This is a genomic window from Laspinema sp. D2d, from assembly GCF_025370755.1.
In the GTDB taxonomy this organism is placed as follows: domain Bacteria; phylum Cyanobacteriota; class Cyanobacteriia; order Cyanobacteriales; family Laspinemataceae; genus Laspinema.
Genome location: NZ_JAMXFC010000005.1, coordinates 80,508 through 106,193, shown reverse-complemented (window position 1 = coordinate 106,193; position 25,686 = coordinate 80,508). Strand labels below are relative to the sequence as shown.

The following is a 25,686-nucleotide window of genomic DNA, read 5'->3' as shown; positions in this document are numbered from 1 at the left end:
CGTTTTAGCCACGAACGCCTCAAAATTAGCCCCCTTCCAGCAAAGATTTCACCGGGGTTCTAGCACAGTCACAAAATTCCCTTTAAAATCAGTGAGCAGGTAGGGGTGGTAATCGCTACCCTTTGCTCAGGGTTGTAACCGAGGGCAACAATCAGGTTAGTCTACATTCAAAGCGCGATCGGAAAGCAGATCTCGTAAAATGCTTTCCCTTCCCCGATAGAATGCCGCCCTTACTTACAACCGAAAAAACATTGAATCCTAGGTTAGTGAAGGAGACACCCTCATTTACCCTCTTGCTTTCCTCCACCGGAGTCCAGCAACGGGGGACTAAAAGCCCTCGAAGGCGTCTTATCATAATCAATAGAGATTCATTGGAGTTCGATGGATTAATCCACCTTTTGAGGGCAATAGGGTGCAGCTTCTACAGGGGTGTTCTCAGGGTTCTGTTCCTCCATCCGGTTAAATGACACCGGATTGTTTCGCTCAGGTCAAAAGAATTCGTTTCGACCCGATTCAGCGGTGAGCATTCATGACAATGGCCCTGGGGTGGGGTGCGATGATTCTATAAATGGGGTATGACCAACATCCCCTGGGGAGAAACAAAATCCAGACCGGGCAAATCAAGGGTCTACCTCCACCGATTGTCTCAGTTGTAATGGAGCCGCAAACGGGGTAAATCCCTGAAAACAAGCCACTGTTGAACTGGGGATCAAACATTTTTCATTCTAACGCCTACCTATCGACTATTGTTGAGACTCATGACGATCTCGCTTAAAGGCTACACCATCATTGAAAAAATTTACGAAGGTGTCAACACCATCGTTTATCGCGCTCAACGAGAACTCGACGATCAACGAGTGATCCTCAAGCTGCTCAAAGCCGAGTACCCCACCCCGGAGGAACTGGCTAAACTTCACCATGAATATGAAATTACCCGGAATTTAAACAGTTCAGGGATTATCAAGGTCTATGCCTTGGAAACCTTTGAATATAATCAACTGGCCCTCGTCCTCGAAGATATGGGCGGGGTTTCCCTCAAACACTATTTGACAGGCATCCGATTAAACTTAAAAGAATTTTTACAGATTGCCATCCAACTGGCGGAAATTTTAGGAGAAATTCATAACGCCCATATTATTCATCGCGACCTTCATCCTTTAAATATTATTATTCAGGGGAAAACCCAGCAAGTCAAAATTACAGATTTTAGTATTTCCATCGTCCAAAAAGCTGTCAATCCCGGGGCAATTGAGGGAACTTTACCTTATATGTCCCCGGAGCAAACGGGGCGGATGCATCGGGAACTGGATTATCGGTCCGACTTCTATTCTCTCGGGGTAACTTTTTATGAAATGCTCCTGGGGGAACTCCCCTTTCAAGGGACCGATCCGATGGAAATTGTCCATGCCCATTTAGCCAAAAATCCCCGTCCCCTCACAGAAGTTAAGCCAGAAATTCCTAGGGCGGTTTCTAATATCGTCATGAAACTGTTGGCAAAAAACCCGGAAGACCGCTATCAAAGTGCTTACGGACTTAAAGGGGATTTGGTCACCTGTTTGACGCAACTCAATGAAACGGGCAAAATCACGAAATTCCCCCTAGGGACGGCGGATTTATCGGGGGAATTGCTCGTTTCAGAGAAACTTTATGGGCGCGATCGCGAACTAACTCTCCTCCAAGAAGCCTACTGGAGAATCCGCCGCAAAACTCCGGCAATGTCCGCTATTTCGGGAATAGAAAAAACCGGAGAAGTTCCCTCCTCATCCTGTGAAATTGTTCTGATTTCTGGCTACTCCGGGGTAGGAAAATCAGCCCTACTTCAGGCCATGCACCAACCCCTGATCCGACAGAATGGCTATTTTATTTCGGGAAAATTTGAGCGGTATAGGAGTAATATCCCTTACGGCGGACTGATTGAAGCCTTTGAGCAATTAATTCGCATAATTTTAAGCGAAAGTGAAGACCGCATCACCGAATGGCGAGAGCAAATTTTATTGCAATTGGGCAAAAATGCTCAGGTGATTATTGACCTGATTCCGGAAGTGGAACTCATTATTGGGAAACAGCCCCCGGTTCCGGTTCTACCCCCTGCGGAATCCCAGAATCGGTTAAGTGTGGTCTTTCAAAAATTCCTGAGTGTTTTTACGACTCAAGAACATCCGCTGGTGCTATTTTTAGATGATTTACATTGGGCGGATGCGGCATCAATGACCCTGTTACAGGCGATCGTCAGCACATCCGATCGCCAATGTTTATTGCTGATTGGAGCCTATCCGGAAAACGAAATCGACAGCGATCGCCATCCGTTACTCCAAATGCTCCAGCGATTTCAACAGTCCGGAGTCCGGGTCACCACGATCGCCCTCGAACCTTTAAATATCGAATATCTCAACCAACTCATTGCCGATACCCTAAGCTGTCCCACCCTTAGATCCCGACCCTTAGCGGAACTCATCCACCATAAAACTCATGGCAATCCTTTTTTTGTAAGGATGCTGCTCAATTCTCTCATCCAAGATAATCTACTGGTTTGTAATCTCAGTGCAGGGCGTTGGGAGTGGGATCTGTCCAGAATTGAGCAACTTTCCATCACCGATAATGTGGTGGATTTAATGGTCAACAAAATTCAGCAACTTCCCGAAACGACTCAAAATGCGTTACAAGTTGCCGCTTGTATTGGGAATATTTTTTATATTGATATTCTCGCCCTCGTCAATGAAAAATCTCTCTCAGCAACTGCTACAGACCTCCAGGAAGCGGTAGAGCAAGGGTTAATTTTACCCGTGGCGAATACTTATAAAATTCCCTTAATTTTTGGCAATGAGGAACCCGTTGCCTTGCCCGTGGATAACTTAGTGGTCGCCTATCAGTTTTTGCACGATCGCGTGGCCCAGGTCGCCTATGCTTTGATTTCTGAGGAACGGAAACAACAGGTTCACCTCAAAGTTGGAAAGCTGCTGCTGAAACATTGCACTGCCGAAGAACGGGAAGAAAAGCTATTCGAGATTGTCAATCACTTGAATACGGGATTAAGTTTAATCGCCTCTCAATCCGAAACCAGTAAAATTGCTCATCTCAACTTTTTGGCAGGTCAAAAGGCTAAAACCACGATGGCCTACACCAATGCCGTAAAATATCTCTCGAAAGCGGTTCAATTGCTCCCAGAAGATAGCTGGATTTCGCGCTATGAATTCACTTTAAATCTTTATAATGAATTAATTGAAGCTGAATATTTAGTTGCCAATTATGAAAGAGCCAATCACTTGGCTCAAGATGCCCTTAAAAATACCCGAACCTTATTAGAAAGAATCGATATCTACGAAAAGAAAATTCAATCTTACGTTTCTCAAAATCAAATGGAGAACGCTATTAATACGGGGGCGATGGTTCTCCAACTGTTAGGCATAACCTTCCCAAAACAGCCCCATCAATTCCATCGGATTTGGGGGGCAATCCGCACGAAATGGCTTCTCAAAAACAAGAGCATTGAAGATTTAGCAGCCTTGCCACCGATGAGCAATCCGGAACAGTTGGCCGCCATGAGAATTTTAGTGGCGATGACCCCAGCGGCTTATGTTTCTTCCGTGAATATGCTGCACCTGGTGGTCTATACCATGATAGAACTCTGTGTAAAGTATGGAAACTCCGTGCTTTCTGCCTTTGCTTATGGGTTTTATGGGGTGCTGTTGTATAGTTCTTGGTCGGATATTAAAGGAGGCGATCGCAGTGGGGAACTCGCCTTACGGCTGTTAGAACAATTTGATGATAAAACCATGAAAGCAAAGGTGGGCGATTTAGTGTATGCCCATATCAAACACGCCAAAATTCCCCTCCAGGATACCATTGACCCCTTAAAAAATGCCTTTACTTATGGCCTAGAAACCGGGGATATCGAATGGGCAGGACACGCCGCTTTACATTATTGCAACCATAATTTATTTCGCGGAGAACCCCTAGATGCAGTCGCCACTGAGTCTGACCATTATATTGCTTGGATGGTCCAGCTTAAGTTGGAATTTCATGTGTATTATGCGCGGATTTGGAGACAATTTATCCTCAACTTACAAGGAGAATTACCCAATCCCTGGCTCTTGATTGGAGACAGTTTTGATGAGGAAAGGCTACTCCCCACTTTAATTGAATCTAACAATACCATGTCGGTATTTGCGGCCTATCTTGCCAAAACCATCTTATGTTATTTATTTGGGGAATATGAACGGGCGGTTTATTATGCCGCCTTAGCCGAAAATTATCAACATGGGGTCGTCGGGTTACTCAGTGTTAATGAACACAACTTTTACCAGTCTTTAGCCTTACTGGCTCTCTATCCCCAAGGGACACCGGCTCAGAAAATCCAAGGGTTGGTGCGGGTCCAATTGGCCCAGCAAAAAATGAAACGATGGGCTTTACACGCCCCGCAAAACTATCGACATAAGTATGAATTGGTGGAGGCGGAAAAAGCCCGAGTTTTAGGGCGAACCGTAGCGGCGATGAATCATTACGATCGCGCTATCAAATCCGCCCGCAAATATGGTTACATCCAGGAAGCGGCGATCGCCTGTGAACGGGCCGGAGAATTTTATCAGCAACTCAATTTAGATAAAATCACCTCCACTTATATTACTGAAGCTTATTATGCCTACCTGCGGTGGGGAGCAACTCGTAAAGCCAGCGAACTCGATGCCACCTATTCCCATTCCATCGCCCGGGGGAGTCTGGAAGGACAGGGCAAAGGAGGAGTCATGAGCACTACCACCACTATTTCCACGACCACTGGCTCTCACACAGGTTTACTCGATTTAACTGCCTTTGTTAAAGCTTCTGCTGCCATTAATGGGGAAATTGTCCTCGATAATTTGCTCAAAAAGCTGATGAAAATTGTCATGGAAAATGCAGGAGCAGAAACCATCTCCTTAATTTTAGAAACTAACAATAAACTCTATATTGAAGCCACCGGAACTACCCACGAAAGTGAAGTGATCATCGGCCAACATATCCCGGTGGAAAACAGCAGTCGCCTACCCCTGACTATCATCAACTATGTCGCCCGGACTCAGGAATCGGTGGTGATTAAAGAGGCGATCGCCGAGGAACGGTTCATCCATGACCCCTATATTATCGAATATCAACCCCAGTCTATCCTCTGTGCGCCGATCGTGCATCAGGGAAAACTCATCGGCATTCTGTACTTAGAAAATAACATCACAACCGGGGCCTTTACCCCGGACCGCTTGGAAGTCCTTAAACTCCTCTCCTCCCAAGCAGCAATTTCCATTGATAATGCTCGCCTCTATACCAACTTACTCACTTCATCGGAAGAGTTAGAAACCAAAAATCGGGCCTTACAAGACCTCGATGAACTCAAAGATGAATTTCTCGCCAGTACCTCCCATGAACTCTGCACTCCCCTGAATGGAATTATCGGAATTACCGAATCCATGTTAGATGGGGCTACCGGAGAACTCAGCGAACTACAACGCGCTAATCTCTCTCTCGTCGTTTCTAGTGGTCAAACTCTGGCGCAATTGGTTCAGGATTTGCTCGACTTTTCTAAACTCAAGCATAAAAATATCCAACTTGACCTGAAACCCTTGGGAATGCGAGAAATTACCAATGTCGTCCTCACCATTTGTCAACCCTTAGTCGGAGGAAAAACCCTGCAATTGGTGAATGGGGTTGGGAAAGATGTTCCCTTGGTAGATGCCGATGAAAACCGCGTCCAGCAAATTTTACATAATTTAGTCGGGAATGCGATTAAATATACAGATTCTGGGACTGTGGAAGTATCGGCAGCGGTGTTATCGGGACAAGAAGGACTGATGACGGAAGACGAAGAGGGAGAAACCGACGATGGGGGATGGAGTCGTGTGAGATATCCCCGTTCCATCCTCCAAGGCAAAGTGACTCGTCCGGCAATGGATGCGGAAAACCAACATTTATATTTAGCAATTACCGTCTCGGATACGGGGATTGGGATTACCCAAAGTAAGTTAAGTCAGATTTTTGAACTGTTTGAGCAAAACGATAGGGCCTCACTCCGCGCTTACGGGTCTGTGGGGTTAGGATTGTCGATCGCCAAGCAACTGGTAGAACTCCATGAGGGTAAAATCTGGGTGGAGTCCGGAGTGGGAGAAGGGTCTCGGTTTACTTTTACCCTGCCGATTTCGGCCAACCAGGTTCAGACTCCTGAAATTCCCTTGCCTGAACCCTCAGAACCCGTTGTCACGGAAGAAGAACTTGCCCCAGTCGCCCTGCCGATCGCCCCGGTGGAAGGGTGGCGGACCCGCAGTAATGGCGAGTTCCAAATTTTAATCGTGGATGATGAACCGATTAATTTACAAGTGCTGGTCAATCATTTATCCCTGGAAAATTATGCGATCGCCACCGCGAATAATGGACCAGAAGCCTTATCTGAACTGGAAAATGGCTTGCGACCGGATTTGATTCTGCTCGATGTGATGATGCCGAAAATGACCGGCTATGAAGTCTGCCAGCGAATTCGGGAAAAGTTCCCCGCCAATGAGTTACCTGTGGTGTTGTTAACCGCCCGAAATCAAGCCTCGGACATGATGGAAGCCTTTGGATCCGGGGCCAATGATTATTTAACGAAACCCATCTCTAAAAATGAGCTGTTGGCGCGGATTAAAATGCACATCCAACTGTCTAAAATCAACTTGGCTTATGCCCGATTTGTACCGAGAGAGTTTATCCAGTTCCTCGGCTATGACACGATTTTGGATGTGCAATTGGGGGATCAGGTCCAGAAAGATATGACGATTCTGTTCTCAGATATTCGTTCCTTTACTACCCTCTCGGAACGGATGTCCCCTCGGGAGAATTTTAACTTTATCAACTCTTATTTGAGTCGAGTCGGTCCGGTGATTAGGAATCATCATGGGTTTATTGATAAATATATCGGCGATGCGGTGATGGCGCTATTTCCCGATACCGCAGAAGATGCCATGCGGGCGGCGATTGAGATGCAAAAACAGGTGATGATTTATAACGTGCATCGCCAAAAGAGCGGCTATATGCCGATCGCCATTGGGATTGGCTTACATACGGGTAGCTTGATGCTGGGGACCATTGGGGAAGAACAACGCATGGAAACCACCGTGATTTCTGATGCAGTGAATTTGGCATCCCGAATGGAAGGACTCACCAAATTGTATGGCGCTTCAATCGTGATTAGCGGCCAAACCTTGATTCATTTAGATGACCCCACTAAGTACAATTATCGATTTTTAGGGAAGGTTCAAGTCAAAGGTAAAAAAGACTCCGTGGCGGTGTTTGAAGTGCTAGATTGTTATCCCCAAAGTTTGATTGAGACGAAGTTAGGCTCGCGGACTAAATTCGAGCGAGGAATTGTCTTATATCAAGGGGAAAAATTTGCAGAAGCCCATCAATTGTTTAAAAAAGTATTAGAAAATAACCCCCAAGACCAAGCGGCGCGCTTCTATGTCGAGCGTTGCGAGTATTTCTTGAGGCATGGCATCTCGAAAGTCTGGGAGGGATTAGATCCCCTGAATGTCAATGAAAAATTATAATCCCCACTGGTTACCGTACCCGCCCGGATTTTTTGGAATGACCTTGTAGAGTGTGCCATACCGGGGGATGGAAAGTCTCAGTTCTGAGGACGCCTTAAGACTGAGCATCAGGGGACCAGACACCGGGTTTCTCGCCCCGATTGTGTCAAGAAACCGGGTTTCTAACCTGTGGGGTAGGAGTTCGGCCATTTTAGGGGAGGTAATCCACCCTACCTCAAGTTAGGGGGATAAGATTCCCTTTAAATTAGCCGATGGGGGGGAGTGATTTTATGGGGTTAGGGTTGGGGGATTTCCATTTTTGGTACAATAAAGGTAGAGTGCCGTAAGTGGGGTTGATTTGTGGGCGGAGACTGTGCCACATCTTGTCCTGTCCTCAGTCACGAGTCGAGGTGCGATCGCCTCAAACGGGAGCAGATGGGGGCGTAAAAAACCAATGGATTACCAGCACTGGAGTCAAGGTTATCCCGGGTGTAGGAGGGTAGGCTCACTCTCCAGGAGGAGTGTGAACGTAACGGGACAATCCATTGTCGAAACTGTCACTGTATTCGTCCTATTTTGGATGTAAACTCGACAAAATTAAGGGAGTTGGATTGAGGAGGACTACAAAGCTCGGCGACTGCACCGAAAGGTGTAAAAGCTTTCCCTGAATCGAGTGGCTTCATCTCCGGGAGGAAGCCTACAAAAAATCAGGAAATTTGCTGAAATTTTTCCGAAATTCCACTATTTCTAGGTCCTCACCCAAGGCAGAGCAAAAATCCTGACCTTCGGAAATAGAATCAGAAATAGCAACTTAAGTAAGTGTAAAAAAGTCGAGGAATACAAGAGGGTGCTTAACCTATCCCAGGAGATGATTGAGATGTTGAATACCAAACTGATGAATACCAAACTGTTGAGTCTATTATTTGCCCTGCCCGTTCTCGTTACAACTGGCAGCAATACCTTCGCTAGAGATGGACTGTTAAAGGCTCCTGACCCTACATTCTTATTAGAGCAGCAAGCAAATTCTGTGGTGACTGAGGATGAGTCTAGGTCAGTGGAACTACTGGTGGCCGCTAGGGGTGAACAACCCGGAAAATGCGAGTTATTAGGGATTTGTAAATAAGCTCGGATTCACCGGATCACGGTTGATTCACAAAGGAACAATCCATCGCTTCATCAGGAAGGGTAGAAATTTGAGCAGGAACCTAGGAAATCGGGAAAAATAGGGGCGATCGCACCCTGAATAACGATTCACCAAACTAGGGCAAAATGGCGGCGGGTTTTCTTTTTCAGAAATCTGAGCAACAGACCGTGAGAGTCGAGTGCGCCGTCCGGGGTTTAGACAAGATGATCTCATCCCGTTTAAATTGAGTTGAACGCAATCAAAGCATCCCGGTCTTTCGGGAGCAAAACATTCAAAGAATCTCTATCAAAAGGGTTGCACGACTGCTCTTTTGAGGAAATAGAAGAGGAAACAGAAGGCGAGTTGTGGCGTGGAAGAAAGCCTCTACAGCTTGGAACCCAGGGGCAAAAAACCGAACCTGAATCCCCGATCAAGACTCCCCGTGGCTAACGGAGACGGAACACAGGGGAAACCGAGCACAGCCGGGGTGGACGATTCATACCGTCCCCTGATCAACCGGGGTGTCGGGTCCAGATTTATGACGAATTGGTATAGATTTGATGAGGAAACCCGGTAGTCTTGCCGCTGTACTGATACCCCAAGGGGGTTGGTTTCTGCCGAGGAGTACGGCAAAGTAACTGGGGTAGGGACGGTCTTCCTGTAGAAAAACCCTGATGGGAAAAAAATCCATTTGCTGTTAATGTTAGAAGTGTTGACGTTTTCGGCTTTTCTTTCAGGGGATTAGTGGCTTCTACCCAGTTCAAAAACCAAGGGCAAGGGTGATGGAAATTAATTTGAGAAAATTTTATCAAGCGTGTAACCCCAGTAAGACGTTATCCATTGGAAATCCGGAGGATAGACCGTATTATATTGATTTCTCCGGGGTCCGAGGGGGTAAAATTATTGAGGAGTTGGGCCGAACCATTACCCGATTATCTCCGGATATTCCGACTTGCCAGTTATTTACGGGACATATTGGCTGCGGGAAATCTACGGAGTTGTTGCGGCTAAAGTCTCAATTGGAAGAGGCAGAATTTCATGTGGTATATTTTGAGTCTTCGCGGGATTTGGAAATGGCCGATGTGGATATTTCCGATATTTTGCTGGCGATCGCCAGACAAGTGACGGAAAATCTAGCAGTCAGTGGAATTCCTTTGACCTCTAGCTATTTTACCAAGCTGTTTAAAGAAATCACGGAAGTTTGGCAAGCGCCCCTGGACATTGATCCCACGGCAGATTTAGCGATTTCTATTGCTCAAATTACCAGCCAAGCGAAAGAAAGTCCTAAACTCAGAACGCAGTTACGGCAATATTTAGAACCGCGTACCAGTGGGATTTTACAATCGATTAATGAGGATATTCTCTCGGCAGCAACTCAGGAGTTGCAACGGCGGGATAAACGGGGGTTAGTGGTGATTGTGGATAACCTTGATCGCGTGGATAATCGACCCTTACCTTCCGGGCGATCGCAAACAGAATACCTATTTGTGGATCGCGGTGAACAACTTCGCAAACTTAAATGTCATTTAGTTTATACGATTCCGCTTTCCTTAATGTTTTCCCATGAATCTGAAGCGCTTAAAAGCCGATTGGGCGCGGGAGTGGCCCCGAAAGTGCTGCCAATGGTGCCGGTGCGATCGCGCGATGGAGAAGACTTTGAGGAAGGGTTAGAATTACTCCGACAAATGGTCCTAGCCCGGGCCTTTCCGGAACTAACCCCCCCAGAACGCCTAAAATTCATTACCCAAGTCTTTGATAGTGCGGATACCTTAGACCGCTTGTGCCGGATTAGTGGCGGCCATGTGCGAAATTTATTGGGGTTGATCTATCGATGCTTACAACAAGAAGACCCGCCTTTTAATCGAGAAACGATTGAAACTGTCATTTCGGAACGGCGGAACGATTTGGTCCTGGCGATCGCCCCGACGGATTGGGAACTGCTCAATCAAGTACATGAGACTAAAAATGTTAGAGGCGAGGCCGCCTATCAACATTTATTGCGAAGTATGTTTGTGTTTGAATACCGCGATCGCGACTCCGGTCGTTGGTTTGATATTAACCCCATTTTGGCAGAAGCCCAATCCAAAAAGGAAGCCCTCTCTTCGTCTTTTCCCCTGCCTAAAATCCCGAGTCGAGTACCCAAGACCCACGATGACGGTTGAACCATGATGAATCTACAGTATGACGACGCCTCTATAAGGCGCAACGAACAATCTTTAAAGGTTTTACACCGGGCCATTTCTTTTTCTCAAGGGCAGTTTTCCTTGATTTTGGCGCGGTGTAATTATGCGAGTTTGCGCGATCGCGTGACAGCAGATTTGCATGATTCCGTCTCTGTAGAGATTCGCGAACTTCATCTACCGACTTCTGTGCGGACCCTATACCAAACGATTCAAGATGAAATTGGGACAGCACAACCCGAGGCATTAATGGTCTTTGGACTCGAATCGGTCAGTCATTTAGATCGCCTCTTTATGGCGGCTAATCAGGTGCGGGAAGAGTTTAGAAAGCACTTTCCGTTTCCCATAGTCTTTTGGGTGGATGACCGGGTTTTAAAAAGCTTTATTCGGGTGGCACCGGACTTTGAAAGTTGGGCTACAAGTACGGAGTTTTCTCTGTCTACAACAGCGGCGATCGAGACGATCGCCATCAGTGTTGATCGGGTCTTCTCCGAGGTGTTGGAACGGGGTTCTCTCACTTTTATTCCTAACTCCACAATTCTCGGACCCCGCAACTGCTTGGAATTGGGATTTGCCAAACAGGAATTAAGCGATCGCCAGGTGCAGTTGGTTCCGGAACTGGAGGCCAGCTTACACTTTGTGCTGGGTCGGGATGATTATGCCAGCGATCGCCTAGATTTGGCCTTAAAACGCTATCACGAAAGCTTGGCCTTTTGGCAAGAACAAATCCCCCATTCCTCCAGGGAGAACGGTGAAAAAGACTCGATTGCCCGGGGCGATCGCCAGTCCCCGCCCTTCATTCCCATGACTTCTAACCCCTCTCCCCTGATTTGGGAGATGCCACCCTTACGGTATTCCTTGCAACAGGGAGTGGTGTTGTTTCACATCGGACTTTGTTACTGTCGTTTAGCACAACTGAATCAACCCCAGGAACAGCAGCATTTACAAAAGGCCCGGTATCATTTAGAAGAATGTATCCGCGTCTTTGAAGAGTCCAAACATCCGGAATTAGTCGCCAAGTTTATTGGACAACTCGGTGAGATTTTGCAGCGGTTACAGGCATGGGATGCCTTATCCATTGTTGCCAAAAAGTCGATTACTTTGCATCAGCATTGCAAACCCCAGGAGTTGGCCCGGGATTATGGATTTTTGGCGGAAGTAGCGTTGCAGCAGTCCCACTGGGAAAAAGCTCGGAATTTTGCCGAACGCGCCCTAGAGGTCCTCTCCGATGCCCCCAAGGTGGTTATTCCCCGGCCTCATGGGTTATATTTACTCCTGTTAGCCCGGGCCTTTGCTCACCTGGGGCAGGGGGAACAGGCGCTTTCTCACTTGCACCTGGCCGAACAGCAGACCGATCCGCAGTATGACTTACAGTTATATCGCCGGATTTTAGAGGAGTTGCGATCGCTGTATTTTCAACAGTCGGAATATCTAAAAGCCTTTGAAATCAAGCAAAAACAACGGGCCGTCGAGGCTCAATTTGGCTTACGGGCTTTTATTGGGGCGGGACGTTTACAAGCGCGCCTCCACACCTTGAATCCCTCTTTGATGGTGAGTGCTCAACCCACTCATGTTCCCGTGGAAATTGCCACATCAGGACGGGAAGGGGATGTCAATCGCTTAATCGAACGCTTGGGGCGGAATGACTACCGACTCACGGTGATTCATGGTCATTCCGGGGTCGGCAAAAGTTCCCTGGTTCAAGCGGGATTGGTGCCGGTGCTCAAACAAACCGCGATCGCTGCTAGAAATGCTTTCCCGGTTCTTCTGCAAGTGTACACCGATTGGGTCACCGGCTTGAAGCAAGGCATCCAACGGGGACTTGAAGAGTCTGGATATGACCGGGATGACTCGGGCCGATTAACGGGAAATCAGCCCCCTACTCTCGATTTTAATGCCAATCAGTTCTCGGAAAAGGTTAAAGAATTACTAGAAGAATTGCATCGCAATAACGAGCGCAATTTACTCACCGTTTTAATTTTTGACCAATTTGAAGAGTTCTTTTTTGTTGAAACTGACCCAGGTCAAAGACAGGAATTTTATCAATTCTTAAATGCCTGCGTTAATGTTCCTTTTGTAAAAGTAATCTTTTCTTTACGAGAAGATTACTTACATTATTTGCTGGAGTGCGAACGCCTCGGGAATCTGGAGGTGGTGGATCAAGATATCCTGAATAAAAAGTTCCGGTATTACCTGGGAAATCTGTCCCAGGCGAAAGCGCGTCAGGTGATTGAAAGCTTGACCCAACGCGCTCAATTTTATTTAGAACCAGCCTTAATTGAAGAATTGGTTGAGGACCTGGCCGATCGCGTCGGGGAAGTGCGTCCCATTGAGTTACAGGTTGTCGGTGCTCAACTGCAAGCGGAGAATATCACCACATTAGCGCAATATCGCCAATCCGGGCCGAAAGAGAAACTGGTACAACGCTTCCTAGAAGAGGCGATCGCAGACTGCGGACCGGAAAATGAATATACAGCGCGGTTATTGCTGTACTTTCTCACGGAAGAAAGCGGCATTCGTCCTCTGAAAAAACAGGCGGAGTTATTAGCGGATTTAACCCCGGAATTAGCGGTTCATCCTGATAATTTAGAAGAAATTTTAAAAATCCTGGAAAAGGCAGGGTTAGTGTTTGTGCTGCCGGAACTTCCGGAAAGCCGCTATCAGTTGGTTCATGATTATTTAGTTAAATTTATTCGAGAACAAGACCGGATCCAAGCTGGATTAAAAGGGTTGCGAGAAAAAAACAAAGAGTTACAAGCAACGAATTTACAACTCCATCGAGAGAAAGAAGTTCAGGCGGAGTTAACCCAATCCAAAGAAAAAGCCAAGCAGATCCAAACTACGCTGAATGTATTTTTGGGCTGCGCTGTTGTCGTGTGTGGATTATTAACCTGGCAAGCCTTTTATAAAAGCAACAAGGCAGAGTTAGCCGAACTCGAAGCCAAGAATTTGTCTTCGGAAGCATTGCGCTTGCAAAACAATGAATTTGGGGCGTTGGTGAATAGCATTCAGGTGGGGCAGAAAACCGCCGAAATCATCCGATCGCCCCTCACCATGAGATCGCCCCTATCGTTGGAAATGCAGACCGCCAGTGTCTTACAACTGGCCTATACCGTTCGAGAAGTCAACCGCTTAGAAGAACATAAAAACAGTGTAGTCAGCGTCACCTTTTCCGACGATGGTGAACTGATTGCCACGGCCAGTACGGATAAAACCGTTAAATTGTTTACGGCTGAGGGTAGCTTCGTGCGGACCCTGAATGGTCATGAAAAGGCCGTGACCCGGGTTGCCTTTAGTCCTGATGGACAAACCATCGCCTCCACCAGTACCGATGGCACTATCAAACTGTGGCAGCGGGATGGCACATTGATCCGCACCCTCACGGGTCATCGTCTCGGCGTCACCAGCGCCAGCTTCAGTCCCGATGGACAAATCCTCGCCTCCAGCAGTCAAGATAGAACCATTAAACTCTGGAACCTCCAGGGACAGTTACTCCGCACCATTAATACGGAGAAGGCATCGATTTTGTTAGTGAAGTTTTCCCCCGATGGACAGACGATCGCCTCGGCTAGTTTAGATAAGACCGTCAAACTGTGGGATATTAACGGCAATGCGATCGCCACCTTTACCGGCCATGAACAAGGGGTAACCAGTGTGAGTTTCTCCCCCGATGGACAAACCCTCGCCTCTGGTAGTATCGATAAAACCGTGAAGTTGTGGAGACGCAACGGTACCCAAATCGCCACCCTGCGCGGACATACCGAAGCGGTATTCGGGGTTAATTTTAGTCCCGATGGTACGACCCTTGCCAGCGCCAGTCTGGATCGCACCGCCAAATTGTGGCGTCAAGACCCGCAAACGCAGCAATGGGTAGAAAGTGATACCCTCCAAGGACATCGCGATGAAGTCTGGAGTGTGAGTTTTTCTCCCGATGGACAAACCATCGCCACTGCCAGTCTGGACAACACCGTAAAACTTTGGAACAGTGTTCCCCGACAACTGCCGGGATTTCGGCAACATACTGATGAAGTCTTGGTAGTTGCCTTCTCTCCCAATGGCCGGGTGCTCGCCTCTGCCAGCAAAGATAACACAGTTATGCTGTGGCAACCCAACGGGAACAAAATTGCAGACTTAAGAGGACATCAGGATGACGTCTGGAACCTGAGTTTTAGTCCCGATGGCGAACTCTTTGCCACCGCAAGCGCCGACAACACGGTAAAACTCTGGAGTAAATCCAAACAGGATTTAATGGCTACTTTAGAGGGTCATCAGGACCGAGTTTTGGGAATCGATTTCAGTCCTGATGGACAACAGGTGATCTCCGGCAGTGGTGACGGCATGGCGATTCTCTGGAGTAAGACGGGAGAACGACTTCGCACATTTCGGGCGGATGAAAATTCCCTGAATAGTGTTACCTTTTCCCCAGATGGTAAACTCATTGCCACTGCTGGGGGCGATGGCACAGTGAAACTCTGGAATTTAGAAGGGAGACTGGTCCGAACGATTAGGGAACATCAGGGGGAAGTATATAGTGTCACCTTCTCCCCCGATGGACAACAGATTGCCACGGCAAGTCAGGATAAAACGGTAAAAATTTGGACCAAAGAGGGCAAGGCGATCGCCACCCTAGAGGGACATATTCGGTCTGTGTACTGGGTAACTTATAGTCCCGATGGAAAACTGATTGCGACGGCGAGTGAGGATAAGACGGTCAAGCTTTGGACTAAAGACGGCAAGGCGATCGCTACCCTAGAAGGTCATAACGATGCGGTCCTAAGTCTGAGTTTCAGTCCGGATAGTAAAACGTTGGCCTCTTCCAGTACAGATAAAACTGTGATTTTATGGAACTTGAACTTGGAAGATTTGTTAAACCGTAGCTGTTTGTGGGTGGATGATTATTTGGCGAATAATTCCCGAGTGAGAGAAGGCGATCGCGCGGTCTGCGATAAGATTTTGGAAGAGAAAGCGCAGGGGTTTGAATTGTGGAAAAATGAAGAGTAAACGCTTCTGTGAATATTCTGTAACTATTTCGTAGGTGAGTGGTGCAAGGATAGGCGATCGCCTCTGGGTTTTTAGGGTGCGATCGCCTATTTTATACCAACTTGAACTCAACTACGCCAAGACTGGAGTCCGTTGCTTTTGTTGGGCCATTTCTTGCAAACGAGCAATCCGTTCTTCGGTGGGGGGGTGAGTGCGGAATAAGGCTTGTAATCCTTTGGCATTTAGTGGATTGACAATCAATAAGGGTGAAAATGCTGGATTGCCATTCATGGGAATTTGTTTTCCCATTGCCTCCAATTTCTCTAAAGCACTCGCTAAAGCTAAAGGATTTTGTGTGATTTCGGCTGAACCGATATCAGCCGCAAATTCTCGGGTTCGGGAAATTGCCATCTGAATTAATCCAGCAGACAGGGGTGCTAAAACCACCAAAAACAATAATCCTAGGGGGTTTGCGCCTTGGCGATTGTCCCGGGTGACGGGACCGTATAACGCGCCAAAAGTGAGAATCCGCCCCACAAAGGTAATCGCACCGCCAATGGTTCCGGCAACGGCTTGGGTGAGAGTGTCGCGGTTTTTGACGTGGGTCAGTTCGTGCGCGAGGACGCCTTCCAGTTCTTCTGGGGTGAGGAGTTTTTTCAGTCCTTGGGTGACGGCAACCGCCGCATTGTTGGGATCGCGACCTGTGGCGAAGGCGTTCGGGGTCTGGGTCGGTACTGTAAACAGTTTTGGCATGGGGATTTCGGCCCGATCGCACAATCGAGCGACCATATCATACAATTCCGGGTCTTCCTGTCGTTCCATTGGTCTAGCACGATAGGCCATTAATGCAGCGCGATCGGAAAAGTACCAGGAACTCAAACTACTCGCAGCGGCCAAAATTAATCCGAAAATTAAGCCCTGCTCATTGCCCATTAAGGCATAGCTTCCCAATACTAGAAGACCGCTTAATAGTCCCAGTAATGCTGCCGTTTTAACTTGATTGCTTAACATAAAAGTGAGGCCATTATAGCTGTTGCTTTTTATTCCCCTAGTTTGGCAATAAACCAGGCGATCGCAACTCTATCCCTTGTATGAACTATTTCTCTATCCTCTGGTATAGATTCCTACCCGGGGTATGCTCTTGGAGATTTCTGGTAGTAAATTATCCTTTAATCCAGAGTGCCGATTTCCTCCTTTCGGAACTAGAATGGAAATATAACCAAGCGATCGGCTGGATTATCATCTTTCGGTTTTGCTTCAATTTTCCCCGGTCTAGCGGTCATATTTTGGGGTGTTAATTCCTTTTGATAAATCTCTATGAACATAACGGTAATAAATACCCGTCAAACTAACCTCTGAAATAGAGTATTATCCCCAATGATGCTGCCCCCTACATGAAGTGCCATAGAGGCTGCTGAGTTTAGTTTGGTTAATAAGTGCGATCGCTGAACACCTCCGGCGAATTTTGCTCAAGCAACCGAGTCTTACTTAAGTCCCTTGTCTGTGTTCCCTAGAAACTCCTAAGATTCATCCCATCTCCCCAAATAACCCTCTTTATTAGGGTCTCGCCTACAGCAACCCCTGTTAACGAAGAATGTTACAATTTAACCGGGGCGATCGGGCAAAAGGGGGTTTCTATGATGAATCAGAATTGGGGACCGATGGATGTTGAGGCGGGCGATCGCCTCACTCAATCCCTTCAAGAACAGGTTGCATTGGCACAACGTCGTTGTGAAGCGTTGGAGTTGGCCTTAGAACAGATGCAAGCAGAATTAACAAATGCTCGGACTTGGGAAGCATTTGCAGCAGTGTCTCAAAAAAGTGCCGAACGATACCAAAATATTTTTGAGCGCGCACCGATTGGGATGTTTTTAATCAGTTGGAAGACGCAAAGTTTTGTTGAAGTTAATCCTACCTTTTGTAATCTATTGGGTTATTCTCATTCAGAACTATTAACCCTAACTTTTGAAGAAATTACTGACCCACTAGAGCGGGAAAAAGACCAAGAATTTATCGAGTTAAGGGATAAAAACCAGGAAATTTCCAGCTATCAAACGGAGAAACGTTTGATTCGCAAAAATGGGGAGGTTTTGTGGGTTTATTTATCTCTCTCGGTCCTGGAAGATAGTCAGGGGAATCCGCTTTATCTGTTGGGGACAATTCAGGATGATAGCGATCGCCTCCGCACTCAATCCGCCCTTAAAGAGAGTCAAGAGCGACTACAAAATGTCTTGGATACTTTGCCCCTTGGGGTCTGGATTACCGATGCCGAGGGGACGATCCTCCAAGGAAATCCTGCGGGTCAAAAAATTTGGGGCGGTGCTCGATATGTGGGAATGGACAGCTACCATGAATATAAAGGATGGTGGCCCGATACAGGAGAGCAACTCTCTAGCGAAGAATGGGCGTTATCCCGAACCTTACTAACGGGACAAAGTATTTTAAATGAAGAAATTGACATTGAAGATTTTAATGGGAAGCGGAAAACCATTCTCAACTCGACCATGCCGTTACGAAATCAAGCGGGGGTGATGGTTGGTGCAATTTTTGTCAATCAAGATATCACTGAGCAACGGTTGGTAGAAAAGGCTCTGTGGGAAAATCAGCGAGTAATTCAACAAATTGCTGATGCGACTCCCACGATTTTATATGTTTATGATTTGGTAGAAAATCGAAATATTTATTCTAACCAACATCTTAAGGAAATTTTGGGGTATCTTCCCGAAGAGATTCAAAAGATGGGATCGGATTTTTTGCCAAATTCGATTCATCCGGAGGATTGGCCCCGGGTAGTGGAAAACCGCGTCAAATTAATGTCGGCTAAGGATGGGGAGATTATTGAAAGCGAATATCGAATCCGTGATGTTCAGGGAGAATGGCACTGGTTGGTGAGTCGAGACACGGTGTTTGCACGCACGTTGGAAGGGGGTACAAAACAAATTCTCGGCATGGGTTTGGATATCAGCCGTCGCAAGCGAGCAGAGGCAGAATTGGCGGAATATCGTCAACAATTGGAGGCATTAGTTCAGTGTCGAACGGCGGAACTTCAAAACACAAATCAACAGTTAGAACGAGAAATTGCCGATCGCATTCGCGCAGAGGTTCAGCTTCGGGAGAGTGAAACTCGCTATCGGTTGTTAGCTGAAAATGCCACGGATCTGATTTGTATTCATACTCCCGAGGGCGTCTATCAGTATGTTTCTCCTTCCTGCTTCACTCTCCTGGGGTATAACCCCGCTGAATTAATCGGTCATTCGGCTTATGAGTGGATACATCCCGAAGATATCCCCGAGGTGGAAATTGCTCATCGGGCGGTTTTAGAAGTGTTGGGTCCGTTCCAGTTAGTTTACCGGCTTCGTCATAAAGACGGACATTATCTTTGGTTCGAGACCAATGCTCAGGCTATCTGTCATCAAGAAACAGGGGAGGTTGTTAAAATTCAGGCGGCTTCCCGGGATATCAGCGATCGCCAACGCATTGAAAAAGAACTCGCCCAACATACGGCAGATTTAGCCCGTTCTAATGCCGAGTTAGAGCAATTTGCCTATATTGCCTCTCACGATTTACAAGAACCCCTCCGCATGATTGCCAGTTATACTCAATTATTAGCTCTGCGCTATCCAGAAAAGCTCGATGCTCAAGTGGATAAATACATTGCTTATATTCTGGATGGCGCAACTCGGATGCAGCAATTGATTCATGATTTGTTGCAATATTCTCGGGTGGGTACTCATGGCAAGTCCTTCAATTTCGTGGATTGTAATGAAATTATCACTCGGGCTATTTCTAATTTAAAACTCGCCATTCGCCAAAGTGATGCCCGGATCACTTCGCAGAATTTGCCCCAGGTTTTTGGAGATAAAACTCAATTACTCCAGTTATTTCAAAACCTTCTCTCTAATGCGATTAAATATCGGGGTAGCCAAACTCCCCAGGTAGAAATTCAGGCTCATTTTAGGGAGGGAGAATGGTTATTTTCAGTGCGAGATAATGGCATTGGAATTGATCCCAAATATGGCGATCGCATCTTTCAAATTTTCCAACGGTTGCATACCCGAGAGGAATATCCCGGGACCGGAATTGGATTAGCCATTTGCAAGCGAATTGTTGAACGACATGGGGGACATATTTGGGTGGAGTCTCAAAGCGATCGCGGGGCAATTTTCTACTTTACCCTGGCTAATTCTAGCCCCATTGAGGCGTGATTTCTACTTTGGCTCTCTTAACCCACCTTGAGGCTTGAGCCAGCAAAATGGGGGCCATAACCCGCGATCGCGTTAAACCCGGGCGGCGATCGCTCACCGAATATAGGGTAAAGAGTAAAAGATTGCAGGGGCATAGATTGTGTGTCAATCCCACCCCTGAAGGGAGGTCCAGGACCAAAATGTGATGTGCCGACAAGGCACATCATTCTAACCCCCTAAGCAGTTGCCACAAAATTTTTTCTCAATATCCTTGAAAGTTGAATAGTTCGATGATAAAATTTTTAGAAAACTTGTTTTTAATTAGCGGAATCAGACCCATTAAGAACATGGCAAGGGTTTAAATCGTGGGAAAACATCTTGAGGGGGTGGTCCAACCTTCTAAGGGGATAGGTTCCAGCTTCATCAGACAGAAACCAGACCGGCCATTGGACACATTAATCTTTCCCCAGGAAAAAGAGTCGGGAAAACCGAACGACAGTCACCCCATTTCCCAGAGATATTGAAATGACCCTTTCCTTGTGGGCACAACATGATTCTGCTCAGACTGATATTAAGCCCGCTCACTTTTGACTCCTTCCGGGTTCTAAAATCGGCAGTCCCGAACTGCCCAGTGAGTCTCGCCCAGTCAGGGTTCCAAATGGATGGAGAGGCCCTATTTTGAGGATTTTTCCGGACGAGTCCCGATCGCCTGTAAGCCCCTTAAGAGAGTTGACGCAATCCAATGGAGGACCAACCATGAATCGAGAATTAATAAATATCCTATTGGTTGAGGATAATTGCCGCGACGCCGAACTATTCCAGGACATTTTAGAAATGAGCCAGGAGAGTCACGAGAGTCAGGCTTGGAATGTGACTCATGTGATGCGATTAGCAGAGGCCCTCGTTCAACTCGATCGCACTCCCGTCCAAGTTATCCTGTTAGACCTCTCACTTCCAGATAGTCAAGGACTCCAGACCCTGGTAACCCTGCGGGAAAAAGCCCCTACTCTCCCCATTGTGGTTCTGACGGGGTTAAATGATGAACACCTGGCAATTACTGCAGTCCGTGAAGGGGCTCAAGATTATCTGGTGAAAGGGTTAGTTAGTGGAGGGACAATCACCCGCTCAATGTTCTACGCGATCGAGCGAAAAAAGAACGAAATTGCCATGAAATCATGCTTAGAACAAGAACGGGAACTCCGCGAAATCAAATCTCGATTTATCTCAATGCTCTCTCATGAATTACGCAATCCCCTCACCACTATTCTGGCCTCGGCACACTTGATGGAAAAATTATCCAAGGAATTGAGTGAACAGAAAAAAGGGGAGATGAATCGGAAAATTAAAGAATCTGCCGGACGCATGAATAAAATTCTCGATGACCTGTTGGTACTTTGGCATCAGGAATCTCCTGAACCGACTCCCTTTAAACCCAGTTGGTTTGATCTGCCCCAATTTTGTCAAAAGTTGGTGGCTGAGTTTCAAATTCAACTGGATCATCAATGCTCCCAAGGCACTCATTCTATTCACTTAATATTTGTGAGTCGGGTCAAGTCCTATCCGGTGTACTTGGACCTCAATCTCCTAGAACAAATTTTGACCAACCTGCTCTCCAATGCGATTAAGTATTCGCCCAATGGTGGCAAGGTTGAATTTGAGCTAATCGCGGACTCTCATCAGGTAATTTTTCGGATTCAGGATTCTGGAATCGGGATTCCTCCGTGGGAATGCGATCGCTTATTTACCTCCTTTTATCGCGCCAGTAATACTGAAGGAATCTCTGGGACCGGCCTAGGTTTATCCATTGTTAAAAATGCGGTGGAGGTGCAAGGGGGAACGATTCAGGTTAACAGTGAGGTATCAATTGGATCTACGTTTACGGTTACTTTACCGTTCAGGGTTAACTCCGTTTTAATGGACCCCTCTAACTGTTCCCGACCCCTTTAATTCAACTCAGCCTGGGCCAGCCTCGGGGTGAGGTATCTATCCCCATTTGAAGGGGCTTAAATTCTCAAAATAGCAAAATAGTTTCTTTCAAAGATTAGAAAAAATTAAGGTAAAATCAGGAAAGAATTTAGTTTGTTTAAAATTAATTCCGTTGGATGAAGCGTAAAATATGAAAATTTTATTGGTGGAGGACAATCTCGCAGATGCAGAACTTCTACAAGAGATATTATCCGAGTTTGGCGAGGAGCAATTTACCTTTGCTCATGTTTGGCGCGTGAGTGAAGCCCTAAAACAGTTGGCACAAACTGAGTTTGATCTAGTTTTATTAGATTTATCTTTGCCTGATTCCTGGGGATTAGAAACCCTGATGCAAGTGCAAACCCAAGCCCCCACAATTCCCGTGGTGGTGTTGACGGGTTCTCAGGATGAAGAACAGGCGATCGAGGCGGTTCGCAAAGGCGCACAGGATTATCTCCTCAAGGGACAGCTAGTGGGAGCACTGTTGGTCCGGGCGATCCACCATGCGATCGAGCGTAATCGCACGTTAGAAGCCCTCCGGCGCAGTGAGGAGCGATTTCAAACCCTGGCAGCGGAATTAGATTTGCAAGTCCAAGAACGTACCAGGCAGTTACAACGCGCCCTAGAAAAAGAAGCGATGTTGAATCGGATTACTGAGAAACTGCGCGATAGTTTGGACGAACGGCAAATTTTACAGACGGCAGTCCGAGAGTTAGCGGTTGCTTTAGAGTCAGATTATTGTAATGCTGCTTTGTACCGAACATCATCCCAGGCCGAAACGATATGCTATGAATATGCTCACGACCGGGGATCGCATTTAGGGCAGGCGATTCGGCAGGTTCCAGAGATTTATGGACCCTTGCTGCATCAGGATTGTATGCAGTTTTGTCCTATCTTCCTGGATGAGTTCCCAAAGGGAATGACTATTCTGGTGACTCCTATTTTTGGGGAAAGTGGGGCGATCGGGAACTTATGTTTATGCAAACCCGCCCAGGAGAGATTCAGTCTGACAGAAATTGGACTGGTACAACAAGTAGCCTCCCAATGCGCGATCGCCGTCCGACAAGCTCGATTGTATCAAGCTTCCCTGGCGCAAGTCCAGGAATTAGAGCGTCTTAATCGCTTGAAAGATGATTTTCTCAGTACCGTCAGCCATGAATTACGCACCCCGATCGCGAATATCAAAATGGCGGTGCAAATTTTGGAAATGGTGGAACAAAAACGGCAACAGGAGTCTTCTGCGGTGAGCACCTCATCGGAGGGGAGAGAGAATAAACCCTCTCACAGCTTGGATCGTGCGGAGGGATATATTAAGATTTTGCGGGAAGAGTGCGATCGGGAAATTCGCCTGATCGATAGTATTTTGGAGTTACAACGCCTGGAAGCAGCGATCGAACCCGTCTGTTTTACCCCGGTTTTGATACAACAATGGGTGGGAAATGTTGTTGCCCCTTTTATGCAAAAAGTAAAAAGCACCCAACAAATCTTAGCGGTGGATATTGATCCAGCCCTTCCACCGATTCTCTGCGATTCCGACATTTTGCAGAGAATTCTCACCGAATTGCTAGAAAATGCCTGTAAATATACCCCCGCCCAAGGGACAATCAAGATTACGGCCCATTGCGATCGCTCCCGGTTACACCTGAAAGTGAGCAACTCGGGGCTGGAAATCCCCGCTACGGAATTAACTCACGTTTTTGATAAATTCTACCGCGTTCCGAGTTCCGACCCCTGGAAACATGGGGGAACTGGATTGGGATTAGCCCTAGTGCGTAAACAAACTGAGTATATTGGAGGCCAGATTACAGTTACCAGCGCATTGGGGGAAACCTGCTTTACCCTTGAATTGCCCCTATTTCCCCAGCATTACGTCACCGAGCCTTGTGAGAAGGTGAACACCGGGTTGTGAATCCTCTGGTGTTCATTCCCGACGGATTCAGGTCACCCTCCGATGAATTTCTAAGCTTCCGCTCTCGATTTGACTGCTCAAACCCAAACCTGACCCTGTAAAATGGGAATAGGTTATCACCAACAGTTAAGGGCCTTCTTTGGATTATAATGCTGAATCATCCTGACTCCCCCCAAGTTTACGATGCCGTCCTAGGCGGTCAAACTCAGCCCCATACGGCCTTAATTGCCCAATTGGATTTAATGATTCGGGCCCGTTATCCCATTCTTTATTTGGTGGGTGTGGAAGAAGAACCTGTTGAGGAAGTATTGCACAAAGTGGCCGGATTGTCAATGCCCCATCGGAAACTTTTGTTCTGGGATATCGTGCGAGGCTGGGGAGATAATGGATCAGCAAAAGGATCAGTGATGGCGGCCCTTGAACGCATTACCAAAGCACCCCCCCAAGATTCCATCTTTGTCTTACGCGACTTGCACCCGATCCTCAAAAACTCCACCTCAGACAAAAATATTCCCGTAATTCGGGAGTTGCGAAATCTCACTCGGGAGTTACAGCGATCGCGCAAAACCTTAATTTTAACCGCCTATACTCTCGCTATTCCCCCCGAATTAAGTGAGGAAATCACCGTCATCGATTTTCCCCTCCCCGATGCTGCCCATATTAATGCCTTAATTACAAAATTCGTCAACCCCGAACAACTTAAAATAAAAGGATTAGCCCGAGAACAATTAGTAAAAGCGTGCCAGGGATTGAGTCGTACCCGCATTCAACGGGTTTTAGCTAGGGCTTTAGCGGATAAACAACAAGTCAACGAAACCGACATTGAAAGTGTTTTAGATGAAAAGAAACAAACCATTCGCCAAACGGGAATTTTAGAGTTTTTACCCGCCCGGGAATCCCTCAAAAATGTGGGAGGATTAGATAACCTCAAAACCTGGGTGAGAATGCGAAATGACGTCTTTAGCGAAGAAGCGCGTCGCTATGGAATTCCTAACCCGAAGGGTGTGTTATTAGTGGGGATTCAAGGCACAGGAAAATCCCTGTCCGCCAAAACTATTGCCCATGAGTGGCGCTTACCGTTATTGCGCTTAGATACCGGGAGATTATTTGGCGGAATTGTCGGCGAAAGCGAGAGTCGGTTACGCCAAATGATTCAATTGGCAGAAGCGATGTCTCCTTGTGTATTATGGATTGATGAAATTGATAAAGCCTTTGGTAATATTTCCGGTGGAACCGATGGGGATTCGGGGACCAGTCGTCGGGTATTTGGAACTTTAATTACCTGGATGCAGGAAAAAACCGCGCCCGTTTTTATTGTGGCTACGGCCAATAACGTGAGGATTTTACCCGCTGAATTGTTGAGAAAAGGACGATTTGATGAGATATTCTTTTTAAATTTGCCCACAGAAGCCGAACGTCGGGAAATTTTTAAAGTTCACCTGATGCGACTGCGCCCGACTCGCTTGCGGGAGTTTGATTTGGGATTACTCGCCCGTCAAACGAACCATTTTAGTGGGGCGGAAATTGAACAAGTCATTATTGATGGAATGCACCGTGCCTTTGGAGGAAATACGACCGAAAAACGCCGAGATTTTACCACGGAGGATATTTTACGTGCCAGTGAAGAAACGGTCCCCTTAGCGGCGATCGCCCGCTATCAAATCGAAGAATTAAAACATTGGGCAGCGGAAGCCGGTGCGAGAACTGCTTCCAATGATACTGAATTAACCCAGGAGTTAAAACAGTGGTCCATCCAAAAAGGTATGGATTCCCTTGACTCCGATTAGATCCAGGAAATCGTCCAGCATACTTGATTGAT

The 25,686-nt window shown here is 46.9% G+C and carries 9 protein-coding genes; 8 read left to right on the top strand and 1 reads right to left on the bottom strand.

Annotation, left to right across the window (positions count from 1 at the left end):
• The first annotated feature begins 758 nt into the window (after positions 1-758).
• From NG796_RS05000 to NG796_RS04985, 4 genes are all read left to right on the top strand, one after another.
• Complete coding sequence (locus NG796_RS05000) at positions 759-7,547, top strand: protein kinase domain-containing protein (RefSeq protein WP_261204814.1); 6,789 nt, start codon at positions 759-761, stop codon at positions 7,545-7,547.
• An 856-nt stretch (positions 7,548-8,403) separates the two neighbouring features.
• A complete protein-coding gene (locus NG796_RS04995; RefSeq protein WP_261204813.1) occupies positions 8,404-8,649 on the top strand; it encodes a hypothetical protein in 246 nt (81 codons plus the stop codon).
• Between the two features lie 782 nt (positions 8,650-9,431).
• Entirely contained in the window at positions 9,432-10,811 is a 1,380-nt protein-coding gene (locus NG796_RS04990) for an ATP-binding protein (RefSeq protein WP_261204812.1), read from the top strand.
• 3 nt (positions 10,812-10,814) lie between these two features.
• On the top strand, positions 10,815-15,830 hold the full coding sequence (locus NG796_RS04985) for an eIF2A-related protein (protein WP_261204811.1): 5,016 nt from the start codon (positions 10,815-10,817) through the stop codon (positions 15,828-15,830).
• A 111-nt stretch (positions 15,831-15,941) separates the two neighbouring features.
• Here NG796_RS04985 and NG796_RS04980 read toward each other — a convergent pair whose 3' ends face one another.
• Positions 15,942-16,820 carry a M48 family metalloprotease gene (locus NG796_RS04980; protein ID WP_261204810.1) on the bottom strand — a complete coding sequence of 293 codons (879 nt, stop codon included), beginning with the start codon at positions 16,818-16,820 and terminating at the stop codon, positions 15,942-15,944.
• Positions 16,821-17,446: 626 nt separating this feature from the next.
• Here NG796_RS04980 and NG796_RS04975 point away from each other — a divergent pair.
• From NG796_RS04975 to NG796_RS04960, 4 genes are all read left to right on the top strand, one after another.
• Positions 17,447-20,014: a PAS domain S-box protein gene (locus tag NG796_RS04975; RefSeq protein ID WP_261204809.1), complete on the top strand. Its 2,568-nt coding sequence runs from the start codon at positions 17,447-17,449 to the stop codon at positions 20,012-20,014.
• Between the two features lie 735 nt (positions 20,015-20,749).
• A complete protein-coding gene (locus NG796_RS04970) occupies positions 20,750-21,940 on the top strand; it encodes a hybrid sensor histidine kinase/response regulator (protein ID WP_261204808.1) in 1,191 nt (396 codons plus the stop codon).
• A 169-nt stretch (positions 21,941-22,109) separates the two neighbouring features.
• On the top strand, positions 22,110-23,867 hold the full coding sequence (locus NG796_RS04965) for an ATP-binding protein (protein WP_261204807.1): 1,758 nt from the start codon (positions 22,110-22,112) through the stop codon (positions 23,865-23,867).
• Between the two features lie 149 nt (positions 23,868-24,016).
• Positions 24,017-25,654 (top strand): AAA family ATPase, encoded by a 1,638-nt coding sequence (locus tag NG796_RS04960; protein WP_261204806.1) that lies wholly within the window; start codon positions 24,017-24,019, stop codon positions 25,652-25,654.
• Positions 25,655-25,686 lie beyond the last annotated feature (32 nt).